At 70.5% G+C, this 13232-nt stretch carries 7 protein-coding genes; 6 read left to right on the forward strand and 1 reads right to left on the reverse strand.

All coding sequences use genetic code 11. The features are described from left to right. The 6 genes from ACIGDI_RS41270 to ACIGDI_RS41295 form a co-directional block, all read left to right on the forward strand. Positions 1–6075: amino acid adenylation domain-containing protein (locus ACIGDI_RS41270; RefSeq protein WP_399907728.1), on the forward strand; the 6075-nt coding region annotated here is incomplete at its 5' end. Beyond that, complete coding sequence (locus ACIGDI_RS41275) at positions 6072–6290, forward strand: MbtH family protein (protein ID WP_200701567.1); 219 nt, start codon at positions 6072–6074, stop codon at positions 6288–6290. The genes ACIGDI_RS41270 and ACIGDI_RS41275, both read left to right, overlap by 4 nt. 37 nt (positions 6291–6327) lie before the next feature. Continuing rightward, positions 6328–7518: a cytochrome P450 gene (locus ACIGDI_RS41280; protein WP_399907729.1), complete on the forward strand. Its 1191-nt coding sequence runs from the start codon at positions 6328–6330 to the stop codon at positions 7516–7518. Positions 7519–7759: 241 nt separating this feature from the next. Continuing rightward, the gene (locus ACIGDI_RS41285; RefSeq protein ID WP_399907731.1) at positions 7760–9283 is read left to right on the forward strand and encodes an MFS transporter; all 1524 of its coding nucleotides are present in this window, start codon (positions 7760–7762) and stop codon (positions 9281–9283) included. Positions 9284–9390: 107 nt separating this feature from the next. Further along, positions 9391–10269, forward strand: coding sequence for a DUF4097 family beta strand repeat-containing protein (locus ACIGDI_RS41290; RefSeq protein ID WP_399907733.1), 879 nt, complete (start codon positions 9391–9393; stop codon positions 10267–10269). Positions 10270–10531: 262 nt separating this feature from the next. Further along, a complete protein-coding gene (locus ACIGDI_RS41295; RefSeq protein WP_399907735.1) occupies positions 10532–11731 on the forward strand; it encodes a cytochrome P450 in 1200 nt (399 codons plus the stop codon). Between the two features lie 80 nt (positions 11732–11811). On the opposite strand, the gene ACIGDI_RS41300 is transcribed toward ACIGDI_RS41295, so the two are convergent. Beyond that, positions 11812–13152 (reverse strand): serine hydrolase domain-containing protein, encoded by a 1341-nt coding sequence (locus ACIGDI_RS41300; protein ID WP_399907737.1) that lies wholly within the window; start codon positions 13150–13152, stop codon positions 11812–11814. Positions 13153–13232 lie beyond the last annotated feature (80 nt).

Raw genomic sequence — 13232 nt, forward strand, 5'->3', positions numbered from 1 at the left:
GGGCCGGCGGGTGCGCGGATGTACCGGACCGGGGACCTGGTGCGGTGGGACCGCGAGGGGCGCCTGGAGTACGTGGGCCGCGGTGACGCCCAGGTGAAGATCCGGGGTCTGCGGATCGAGCCGGGCGAGGTGGAGGCGGCGCTGACCGCCCACCCCGGCGTCGCCCAGGCCGCCGTGGTGGTCCACGAGGGCGACGCCGGCACCAAGCAGCTCGTCGGCTACGTCGTCCCGACCCGTACCACCGGGCAGGCCGACGACCCGAACGCCTCGGGCCGCAGCCACCTCGACCTGACGGCCGGTGTGTCGGTGCCGGAACTGCGCCGGTTCGTGTCCGGGCGGCTGCCGGAGTACATGGTGCCGTCGGCGTTCGTGGTGCTGGACCGGCTGCCGCTGGCCCCGAACGGCAAGCTCGACCGCAAGGCGCTTCCCGCTCCCGTGTTCAAGGGAGAGACCTACCGGGAGCCGTCCTCCGAGGCGGAGAAGGTGCTCGCCGCGGTGTTCGCCGAGGTGCTGGGCGCCGACCGGGTCGGTGTGGACGACGACTTCTTCGCGGTGGGCGGGGACAGCATCCGGTCCATCCAGGTCGTCTCACGGGCGCGGGCACGGGGCGTGGAGGTCACGCCTCGCGAGATCTTCCAGCATCGGACGGTGGCTTCCCTGGCCGCCGTGTCCGCGGGCCGGACAGTCGCGACCGCTGCCCTGGAGGAGTTGGAGGGTGGTGGTGTCGGTTTCCAGCCGCTGCTGCCGATCGGCCGGTATCTGTTGGAACTGGGCGGTGGGTATGGCCGGTTCAGTATGTCGGCGGTGGCCGAGCTGCCGGTGGGTATCGACGAGGCCGGGCTGAGGGCGACCGTCGGGGCGGTGTGGGACCGGCACGATGTGCTGCGCTCCCGGCTGGTCGATGACGGCATGACGGTGACGGGGCCGGGCTCGGTCGATGTGGGTTCGCTGCTGCGCCGGGTGGAGTGCGACGGGGTCTGGGACGAGGCCTGGCTGGAGCTTGCCCGGGCCGAACTGGATGCCGCGACGGGTCTGTTGGATCCGGCTGCGGGTGTGATGGGGCGGCTGGTGTGGTTCGACGCGGGGCCGGACATTGCGGGCCGTCTGATCGTCGTGCTGCATCACCTGGTGGTGGACGGTGTTTCGTGGCGCATTCTGCTGCCGGATCTGGCGGCGGCGTGGAAGGACGTCCGCGAGGGCCGTTCTCCCGAGCTGCCGGCGGTGGGGACGTCGGTGCGGCGCTGGGCGCATGCCCTGGTCGACGAGGCATCCTCGCCCAAGCGGGTGGCGGAGCTGGAGTTGTGGCGCTCCGTCGTCGAAGGCCCCGACCCGCTGCTCGGCTCCCGCACACTCCACCCAGCTGTCGACACGGTTTCCACCGTCGAGCACGTGTGGCTCAACGTTCCGTCGTGGGTGACCCGAGCCGTGGTCACCGATGTGCCTGCCGCGTTCCGTGCGGGCGTCAACGACGGTCTGTTGGGGGCGTTGGCGGTGGCGGTCGCGTCCTGGCGTCGTGGCCGCGGTGTGGCGGAGTCGTCGCTGCTGGTGCGGCTGGAGGGCCACGGCCGTGAGGAAGCCGTGGTGCCGGGTGCCGATCTCTCGCGCACGGTGGGCTGGTTCACCAGCATGTTCCCGGTGCGTCTGGACGTCGGTGACACCGACCTCGACGACGCGCTGGCCGGCGGTGCGGCCGCCGGATCGGTGGTCAAGGCCGTCAAGGAGCAGGTGCTGCGCATCCCGGACAAGGGGATGGGCTACGGCCTGCTGCGCTACCTGAACGACGAGACGGGCGCGGTACTGGCCTCACGGCCGAGTGGGCAGATCGCCTTCAACTACCTCGGTCACTTCACCGCGGCCGACATGCCCGAGGAACTGCGCGGTCTCGGCTTCAACCAGGCCTCGGGCACGGGCGAGTTGATCGCGACGCCGGACGCCGACATGCCGGTCATGTCCACCCTCGAGATCAACGCGGCCGTCACGGACACGCCGGACGGACCCCGCCTCGGCGTCCGCTTCGGCTTCCCCACGGGAGTGCTGTCGCAGGCCGAGGTGCGGGAACTGGCCGACCTGTGGGGAACGGCCCTGGAGGGCTTGGCGCGCCATGTCGCCCGGCCCGGCGCGGGCGGACTGACCCCCTCCGACGTGCCCCTCGTCACCGTCGGGCAGGCCGAGCTGGAGCGCTGGGAGCAGCGCCATCCGTCCCTCAGCGACGTCTGGCCGCCGACCCCGCTGCAGTCGGGTCTGCTCTTCGAGTCGATGCTCGCCGACACCGCGCACGACGCCTACCACGTGCAGGTCGTCTATCGGCTCACCGGAGCCGTGGACCCGCAGCGCATGCGGGCCGCCGGCCAGGCCCTGCTGGACCGCTACGACAACCTGCGCACCGCCTTCGTCTCCGACACGGCCGGCGACCTGGTCCAGCTCGTCCTCGACGAGGTCGAACTGCCCTGGCGGTTCACGGACCTGCGCGACCTCGACGAGGCGCGGCGGTCCGAGGAGTTCGAGCGATTTCTCGCCGCCGACCAGGCCGACCGGTTCACCCCGGCCACCCCGCCGCTGCTGCGGATGAGCCTCGCGCTGACCGGCCCGGACAGCGCCGAGCTTGTTCTGACCTCGCACCACGCGCTGCTCGACGGCTGGTCGCTGAGCATCCTGCTGGGTGACCTGCTCGCCCTCTACGGCTCCGGGGGAGACGCCTCCGTCCTGCCCCGGGCGCGCGGTTTCCGCGATTTCCTGGTGTGGGCGTCCGAGCAGGACGCCGCGGCCTCCGCGGCGGCCTGGCGGACCGAGCTCGCCGGGGTCGAGGAACCCACCCTGCTCGTGCCCGTCCGCACCGCCGGGGCGGACCCACAGAGGGTGGGCCAGCGGGACATCCCGCTGTCGGCCGACACCGCCCGTGCCCTCGTCGGTACCGCGGCCGACCTGGGCATCACCCTCAACACCCTGGTGCAGGGCACCTGGGCGATCGTCCTCGCGGGCCTGACGGGCCGCCAGGACGTGGTGTTCGGGACGACGGTGTCGGGCCGTCCGCCCGAGGTGCCCGGCGTGGAGTCCATGGTGGGCCTGTTCATCAACACCCTGCCGGTGCGGGTGGAACTCTCGCCCTGGCACAGCCTCCGGCAGGTGCTGACCGGGCTGCAGGACCGGCAGGGCAGGCTGCTCGACCACCACCACATCGGCCTGACCGACATCTGCCGGGCCGCGGGCCTGAGCACCCTGTTCGACACCGTCGTGGTCTTCGAGTCGTTCCCGATGGAACGCGAGGGACTGGGCAACGCCGACGCCCACGGAGGCATCGCCGTCACCGGTGTGTCCACCGGGAACGGCACCCACTACCCGCTGGGCATCGCCGCGGCGGCCGACGACCGCCTGCACGTGGTCATGGAATACCTGGAGGACCACGTCGGGGCCGCCTCGGCCGAGGACATCGCCGCACGGTTCGCGCGGGTCCTCACCCAGGTGGCGACCGACCCCGACGTGCCCGTCGGCGCGGTCGACGTGGTCACCGCGGCCGAGCGGGAGCGGCTGCTCACCGGCTTCAACGACACGGCCGAACCCGTCGCCGAGGGTACGGTGGCCGACCAGTTCGAGCACTGGGCGGCCGCGACCCCGGACGCCACGGCGCTGCTGTACGAGGACGAGCGGCTGACCTACCGCGAACTCGACCGGCGGGCCGACCGGTTGGCGCGGGCCCTGCGCGCGAAGGGGGTCGGGCCGGAGACCGTGGTGGCGGTGGCCACCCGCCGCTCACCGGACCTGGTCGTCGCCCTCCTCGGCGTGACCAAGGCGGGCGGGATCTACCTGCCGGTGGACCACACCTATCCGGCCGAGCGGATCGCCTACATGCTGGGCGACTCCGGCGCCCGGCTCGCGCTGGTGGACGCCGCCGCGGCCGAGGTGCTGGCCGGGCACGACCTCGACACCCTGCGGGTGGACCGGCTGCCCGACACCGGCTCCGGCACGCCGGTACCGCGCGCCACACGGCCGGACAGCGCCGCCTACGTCATCTACACCTCGGGCTCCACCGGGCAGCCCAAGGGCACAGTGGTCACCCACCGCGGTGTGGCGAGCCTGGTCGCGGCGCACGTCCGGCGGATGGCGGTCACCCCCGACAGCCGGATGCTGCAGCTGGTGTCGCCGAGCTTCGACGTCTCCCTGTGCGAGATGTTCACGGCGCTGCTGTCCGGTGCCGTCCTCGTCCTCGCCGACAAGGAGGACCTGGCACCCGGGCTGCCGCTGGCCCGCACTGTGGACCGGCACGGCGTCACGCACATGATGCTGCCGCCCTCGCTGCTCGCCGCGCTTCCCGTCGACTCGCTGACCAGCGTGGTCTCGCTGCTGGTAGGCGGCGAGACACCACCGCCCGAGCTGGTCGCCCAGTGGGCGCCGGGCCGCCGGATGATGAACGTGTACGGCCCGACCGAGACCACCGTGTGCGCCACCATGAGCGCCCCGATGGCCCCGGACGACCGGGTGTTCCCGATCGGCACGCCCATCCACAACACCCGCCTGTACGTCCTGGACGCGACCCTGTCGCCGGTTCCGGTCGGGGTGTCCGGCGAGCTGTACATCGCCGGGCCGGGGCTGGCCCGCGGCTACCTCGGCCGGCCGGTCGTGACCGCCTCCCGCTTCGTGGCCTGCCCGTTCGGGGAGCCGGGGGAGCGGATGTACCGCACCGGCGACGTGGTGGCCTGGGATGCCGAGGGCGCGCTGGTCTTCCAAGGCCGCGCCGACGACCAGGTCAAGATCCGCGGCTTCCGTATCGAACTCGGCGAGGTGCAGGCCGCGTTGACGGGACATCCCGGAGTGGACCGGGCGGTGGTGGTCGTCGACGACAGCGCCGGCGACCGGCGACTGGTCGGCTACGTGGTGCCCGCCGACGGCGCCTCGGACCACTCGGCGGAGCACCTGGTCGCCGACGTGCACGAGCTGGTCCGGCGGCGGCTGCCGCAGCACATGGTGCCCTCGGCCCTCGTCGTCATCGACGAGGTGCCGCTGACCCTGAGCGGCAAGGTCGACCGGCGGGCGCTGCCCAGGCCGGACTATGTGGGAGAACCGGCAGGCCGGGCGCCGCGCACCGCTCGCGAGGAGATCCTGTGCGGCCTGTACGCGGAGGTGCTCGGACTCGACTCCGTCACCATCGACGACGGCTTCTTCGCCCGCGGTGGCCACTCCCTGCTGGCGTCCCGGCTGATCAGCAGGATCGGCGTCGTCCTCGGCGTCGACCTGCCGCTGCGCACGGTGTTCGACGCCCCCACGGTCGCCGAACTGGCCGCCTTCCTGGAGACGGAGGGGGAGGCCGGACCGGTCGCCAGCCCGTTCGCCCCGGTCCTGACCATCAAGGGCAACGCCGGCGGTCCGGCCGCCGGGGCGGAACCCCTCTGGCTCGTCCACCCGGGCGGCGGCATCTGCTGGCCCTACCTCGGATTCGGCGGCCAACTGCCGGAGTTCGACACGATCCTCGGCATCCAGGCCAAGGGATTCGACGGGCGGAGCCCGCTGCCCACCTCCCTCGACGAGATGGTCCTGGACTACGTCGAGGAGATCCTGGCGATCCAGCCGCGGGGGCCGTTCCACCTGGCCGGATACTCCATCGGCGGCACACTCGCCCAGGCGGTCGCCGCACGACTGCAGGAGCGGGGCCACGAGGTGGCCTTCCTCGCCATGCTCGACTGCGTGCCGGGCGACTACCTGGCGACGCAGCCCGCGCCCACCGCCGGCGCGTTGCGGGAGTACTTCCGTCAGCACCTGACCGGCATGGCCGGCTCGGGGGACTTCGAGACGTTCCTCGACGACGCGGTGCGGGTCATCCTCAACCACACGTCCCTCACCGGGGACTTCCGCTCGCCCGTCTTCCACGGGGACGCGGTCTTCTTCAACGCCGTGCCCAACCCGGAGGGGACGCACGGTGACCGGTGGAAGCCGTACATCACCGGATCCGTCAAGCAGTACGACATCGAGACCACGCACCACGACATGATCAACGCGGAGCCCGCCGCCGACATCTGCCGGATTCTCGGCCGGGAATTCACCGCACGGACCGGCCGGTCAACGGAAATGGAGTGCGACATATGAGCAGCAACCCCTTCGACGACGAGAACGGTGAGTTCCTCGTGGTGGTGAACGACGAGGACCAGCACTCGCTGTGGCCGGCCTTCGCCGAGGTGCCGGCGGGCTGGCGGACCGTGTTCGGCACGGCCGGCCGTGCGGAGTGCCTCGCCTATGTCGAGGAGCACTGGACGGACCTGCGGCCCAGGAGCCTGCGGGCCGCCATGGCCGCCGAGAAGTAGCCCAGGGACCCGGGAACCAGAGAGGAAACCCCTTCCCATGTCGATAGTCATCGAGCGGTGGAACGTCCACCCGGGCAGTACCTGGATGCGTGGAGTCCGGCCCGAGAAGCCCGTCGAGTTCAACGAGGCGCTCGGCGCCTGGTGCGCCTACGGCTACCGGGAGGTGCAGCAGATCCTCGCCGACCACGAGGCGTTCTCGGCGAGGACGGCCGACCTTGCCGCGGTGCAGGTCGACGAGAAGTTCATGGCGGGCGACATCTCCCAGATGGACCCGCCGGAGCAGACCATGTACCGCAAGCTGATCGGCCGGGCATTCAGCCCCCGGATCATCACCAACCTGGAACCGCAGATCCACAAGGTCACCGGTGAACTCCTCGACGCGGTGGACGAGAAGGGCAGCTTCGAGCTGGTCGCCGACCTCGCCTACCCGCTGCCGGTCCGCATCATCGCCGACCTCCTCGGCGTCGACGACCTGGACCTGTTCAAGGGCGCCGCGTTCGACATCGTCGAGAACATGGCGGGCATCGACTTCGTCGCCGGCGGCGAGGACGCCGAGGAGCAGATCCACAGTGCGGAGCAGCGGCTGCAGCCTCTCCTCGACTACATGCTGGAACAGGTCCTTCAGCGTCGCCGCAGCCCCCGCGAGGACCTGCTGACCTATCTCACGCAGGTCGAGGAGGACGGCAATCGCCTCACCGACAACGAGATCGTCAACGTCGCCAATGTGCTGCTGATCACCGGCCACATCACCAGCACCATGATGCTCGGCAACACCATGGCCTGCCTGGACGCCGAGCCCGACAAGCTGGCCCGGGTGCGCGAGGACCGCTCCCTGGTGCCGGGCGCGATCGAGGAGGCCCTGCGGCTGCTGCCGCCGGCCGCGGTGCTGTCCCGGGGCACCCTCCGGGACGTGGAGATCGGCGGCGTCACCATCCCCAAGGGGCAGATGATTCTGCCGTGGGTGGCGGCGGCCAACCGCGACCCGCTGCAGTTCGAGCGGCCCGACGAGTTCCTCCCGGACCGCAGCCCCAACGACCACGTCGTCTTCGGCCACGGCGTCCACTACTGCCTGGGCACCCGGCTCGCCCGGCTGGAGGGCAGGATCGCCGTCAACGCCCTGCTCGACCGCTACCCCGACTTCAGGTCCGACCCGGACCGCCCGACGGAGTTCTTCCCCTCCCCGGACATGGTCGGCGTCCGCTCGATGCCGGTCCTCCTCGACAGGTAGTCACCGACTGGCCGTGGGCCAGGAGTTCGCCGCAAGCGCCCGGCCGGGATGTCCCCGCCGGGCGCTTGCGCATGCCCGCCCGCGGGCCCGGGTCCGCCGATAACGAAGCGATAAGACCCCTCCGTAGCGTCGTCGGTGAACGAGCAAGGAGCCCCCCACGACGACGGGAGTCACTTCTCGTAGGCGCGTTGTGCGTCGTCGTTGCCGAATCCCGTGCAAGTCATATGAGAAGGAGTAAGCCGTGACCCAGCTGAAGCGTCGGGGGGATCGATGGTTGATCCTCGGCGTCGTCTGCCTGGTGCAGCTCGTCGTCATTCTCGACAACACCATCCTGAACGTCGCCATCCCCTCCCTGACCAAGGAGCTCGGCGCCACCACCGCGCAGACCCAGTGGGTGATCGGCGCGTACTCGCTGGTCCAGGCGGGTCTGCTGATCACCGCAGGCGGATTCGCCGACCGGTACGGCCGCAAGCTCACCCAGATGCTCGGCCTTGCCTTCTTCGGGGCCGGCTCGCTCGCCGGGGCCTTCGCCACGGAGCCCGTCCAGCTCATCGCCGCCCGCGCGGGCATGGGCATCGGCGGCGCCCTGCTGCTCGCCACCAACATGGCCATCATCGTCCGTACCTTCGACGCGGAGGAGACGCCGAAGGCGCTCACCGTGATCATGGGCGTGGCGTCGCTCGGCCTGGCGCTCGGTCCCGTCATCGGCGGCGTCCTCCTCGCGCACTTCTGGTGGGGCTCGGTCTTCCTGGTCAACGTGCCGGTCTGCTTCATCGGCCTGGTGGCGGTGGCCAAGCTGGTCCCGGAGTCCAAGGACCCGCACGGCGACCACCCCGACCTGCTCGGCGCGCTGCTGTCCACGGTGGGCATGACCGCGATCGTCTACGCGGTCATCCAGGGCCCCGAGTACGGCTGGACCTCCGGCCGCACTCTGCTGACCGGTGTCGGCGGTGTGCTCGTCATGGCCGCCTTCATCGTCTGGGAGCGCCGTACGCCGCACCCGCTGCTGGACATGTCGTTCTTCTCCAACCCGCGCTTCCGCGGCGCCGTCTCCGGCGGTGTGCTGGTCGCGTTCGGCCTGTCCGGTTCGCTGTACCTGCTCACCCAGCACCTGCAGTTCGTCCTCGACTACGACCCGCTGGAGGCCGGTCTGCGTCTCATGCCGATGGCGCTGACGCTCGTCGCGCTCAACCTCACCGGCGTGGGTGTGCGGGTCACCGCCAAGCTGGCGCCCCCGGTCGCCACCGGCCTGGGCCTCGCCCTGATGGCGGCCGGCCTGGCCTCCATCGCGGTGCTCGGCCGGGACGGCTCCTACCCGGGCATCCTGCTGGGCCTGGTGCTGATGGGCGCGGGCGTCGGCTGCGCCAAGCCGGCGATGGCCGGTGCGGTGATGACCTCGATCCCGCCGGAGAAGGCGGGTGTCGGTTCGGGCCTGATGGGCACCATCAGCGAGGTCGGCAACTCGCTCGGCGTCGCCTGCCTGGGCGCGGTGCTCACCGTGGGCTTCGCGGGCGCGCTGCCCGCCGGAGTGCCCGACCGGGCCGCGCGTTCCCTGCCGGACGCCGTCGCGGCCGCCGGTCCCGGCGCGACGCACCGGGTGCACGAGGCCTTCGCGGACAGCCTGACCACCGCCCAGCTGATCGGCGCGGTCGCGGTCCTGCTCGGCGGCCTGGTCGCCTCCTGGCTGCTTCGCCAGGGCGGTGTGGGGCAGCAGGACGGTAGCGAGCAGAACGACGCGACCGAGCAGGAGGCGATCGCGGCCTGAGCGGACCGGCTGAAAGTCCATCCCGACCGCTCATCCCCATGCAGCCCGTGGCCCACCCCCCTCCGTGGACCACGGGCTGCGCTTCACACTCCGCTGAGGGCATCGTCATGCAGGTCTTCGACACTCCGGAACCGATCCTCGCCACCATCGAAGTCAACGTCGGTGAGGTACGGATCACCGCAGGCGACCGCACCGACACCACCGTCGACGTTTCTCCCGCCGACCGGGCCGAATTCCGCGACCTGGTGACCGCCGCCGAGGCCGTCGTCACCTGCGACGGCAAAGAACTGCTGGTGTCCGTGCCGCGGGCGGGCGACCTGCCCCGCGGCGGCGGGTCCGTGTCCGTCGCCATCGAGGTTCCGGCCGGCTCCGCCGTGCACGGCACCGCCCTCGCCGCGGACTTCCACGGCACCGGCCGGCTGGGGGAGTGCCGGATCGTCGTCGACTGCGGCCACGTCCGGCTCGATCGGACGGGACCGCTGCACCTCAACTCCCTGCTCGGCAACGTCACCGTGGTACGGGTGGCCGGCGACGTCGAGGCGGTCGCCGAGAGCGGCGACGTGCGCATCGGCACCGTCGAGGGCAGCACCCGGCTCACCAGGACCCAGGGCGCCACGCACCTCGGCGAGGTCGTCGGCGACGCGCACGTGTCGGTGCGCAGCGGGGACGTCCGTATAGGCCGGGCGCACGCCGCGGTCGACATCCGGGCCAGGCAGGCCGACATCGGTGTCGACGAGGCCGTACGGGGGCCGCTGGTGCTGGAGTCCGAGTCCGGGACGATGGAGATCGGCATCGTCGACGGCGTGGCCGCCCGCCTCGACCTCGCCTCCCGGTCCGGAACCGTCTACCGGTCCCTCGACCTGCTCGACGGCGCGGCGCCACCCGCCCGTGCCGACAAGGCCGTCGAGGTGCGGGCGCGTACCGGCACCGGCGACATCGTGGTCCGCCGGGCGGTGCTCGACCCCGACGAGGAACCGCCTTTCTGAAAGAGAACCGAAAGAACTTCTGTCCTGTCGACGGGACAGTGCACGACGGTGAACTCCCGTGCATTACGCGATGTATTGCCGAAAACCTTCACTTACTGGTGGTGGGCGGATACGGCGTCCTACGATGGCGAGGAGCCGGAAAGGTATCCAGGGTCTGTTGACCGCTTGCGGCAGTCGTTCCAACAATGTGAATGCGGCCGTCATGACGGAGTGGCCGGACTTATGGGCCAGTTGCCGTACTTTCCATCAACGGAGGAATACCGTGACCGAATTCGCTGACCGCTGGGGTTTCGCACCGGACAAATTCTGGCTGCGCGGCGAGCGGCCCGAGAACCCTGTCGAGTGGCGCGAGGAACTCCAGCGTTGGGAGGTGTACGGCTACCCCGAGGTCAACGAGGCGCTGAGCAACAACGACGGCTACTCCGCCGACTCCGGCAAGCTGTTCAACTTCGACGAGGAGACGGCGAAGTACTTCGACGGCGATCTCGCCCAGATGACCGGGGTCGAGCACGCGAACATCCGCAAGCAGGCCGCTCAGGCCTTCGACCCGAAGTTCATCGCACGCCTCGAGACCCGCGTGCGCGATCTCTCCAACGAATACGCGGACACTCTTGAGAAGTTCGCCAAGTTCAACCTGCTGAGCGATTTCGTCGACCACGTCGCCGGAATCGTCTTCAGTGAGCTGCTCGGTATTCCCGCCGAGGACCGGACCATGTTCAAGCTGGTCGACCAGAACATGGACCAGGAAGCCCAGATGACGCAGGTCGGCGAGGGCACCGAGGACGGCTACTTCGAGCAGCTGACCAAGCCCCTGCAGCCGCTGCGCGAGATGCTCGGCACGCATGTCGACGCGAAGACGAAGGACCCGAAGGACGACCTGATCAGCCTGCTGAGCCAGGTCACCAAGGTCGACGGAAGTCTGATGACGCGGGACCAGATCATCAACTTCATCATCGGCATCCTGGGCGCCGGCCACCTCGCCACCCCGCTGCTGGTGGGCAACACCATGCTGTGCCTGGAGTCCTTCCCGGAGCAGTACGCGCTGGTCAAGTCGGACTACTCGCTGATCCCGGGGATGATCGAGGAGTCGATGCGCTTCCTGACCCCGGGTGCCGCCTCCTACCGCGCCACCCTCCAGGATGTGGAGCTCGGCGGCAAGCAGATACCCAAGGACTCGCTGCTGCGCGTCTACCTCGGCGCCGCCAACCGCGACCCGCGTCAGTTCACCGACCCCGACAACTACGACGTGACCCGCAGCCCCAACGCCCACCTCGGCTTCGGCCGCGGCGCCCACTACTGCATGGGCGGGCAGATGGTCCGCGTGGAGACCCGCGTGGTCTTCGAGGTCCTGTTCACCCGGTTCCCGAAGCTGCGGGTCGACCCGGCCATCCCGCCGCTCTTCTTCAACTCGCCCGACTTCACCGGCGTGCGCTCGGGAGGCCTGCACGTTCGTATCGACTGATACGTGCCTCCCCGCACAGCGAGAGGTGCTCCCCGGACGGTGGGGAGCACCTCTCGCTGTGTGCGTGGCGGACCCGCGGGTCAGGGGCGGCGCCGGTAGGACCGGCCGGCGAGGTTGATGGCCTCGACGGCGCCCGCGGAGTCCCGCGAGAAGACACCGCGCATCCCTGCCAGAGGGCCGGTGAGGACGATGTACTGGTCGTCGGCGTCGGGCAGCAGGCCGAACTCGGACGGCTCGAAGTCGGGGGCCTTGCCGATGACTTCGCGCGCCTGCTCGGTGACCTCGAAGCCGAGCAGCAGCCGCTCGTCCCGGGCGCTGATCACAGCGCGGCCGGTGGCGGTCTCGTAGACGCCGACGAGCTCGCTCGCCCGTGCCCGGTCGAAGGGGATCGGTTCCGGGTCGCGCTCCACCAGCCCGAGATAGGTCTCCAGGGCCCAGCGCACCACGTCCTGGTTGTAGGGGATGCCGTTCGGGCCCGCCGTCCCGACTGAGACCACGGCGAAGTCCCTCTCGGGGACGATCAGCAGCCACGAGTACTGGCCGACCATCGAGCCGCCGTGGCCGACCGTGGGGACCGAGTCGACCTTGCGCAGGAACCAGCCGAGCCCGATGCCGTCGCCGAAGTAGTCGCCCTCCACCTCGGTGGTCGGCTTCTGCATCAGCGTGAGCAGTTCATGCGGCAGGACACCGCCGCCGTCGGAGAGGTGGAAGCGGGCCCAGCGCAGCTGGTCGCCAATGGTGGAGACGAGACCGCCGGACGGGTCCGCGTAGCGCTCCGGCAGCCACTCGGTGGTGATGTCGAGCGTGCCGTCGGCCTGTGCGGCGTGCCCCATCGCCACGTGTCCGGTCAGTTCCTCCGTCATGAACGCCGCCGTCGTGAGCCCGACCGGCTGGAGGATCAGCGACCGCATGGCCTCGGCGTACGGCTTTCCGGTGAGCTTCTCCAGCAGCAGGCCGATGACGGCGAAGCCCGCGTTCTTGTACGCGGCGTGCTCGCCTGGCGGGTACTCCACGGGCAGGTCGGCCATGCCGGCGACGAACCGTTCGAGGCTGTCGTCCCCGCCCTCGGGGAGATAGTCGCTCCACCCGCCGGTGTGGTTGAGCAGATGCGTGATCGTGAGGGAGTCGGTCGCGTCCTCGTCCGAAAGCCGGAAGTCCGGGAGGTAGCGCCGCACCGGCGCGTCGAGGTCGACCCTGCCGTCGGCGACCAGGCGCATGAGCGCGGTGGCGGTGAACGTCTTGGTGATGGAGCCGAAGTGGAAGAGGGTGTCGGGGCCCAGCGGCCGGGGATCCGCCACGCTCGTCGGGCCGTGGAAGGCGTAGCTCTCCTCACCCCCGGCGAAGACGGCGACAGCGGAACCAGGAATTCCGTATTCCGCCGCCTTGGCCGAGATGAACTGAGGGAGCCGGGTGTCGGTCATGTTTCCTCCATGCGTCACGCAACGGCGAACGAGCGTATCGGCAGGACCAGTTGGGGGACCGGCTTCCCGCCATCACGGCG

Source organism: Streptomyces sp. NPDC085900 (assembly GCF_044540925.1).
GTDB lineage: Bacteria > Actinomycetota > Actinomycetes > Streptomycetales > Streptomycetaceae > Streptomyces > Streptomyces gilvifuscus.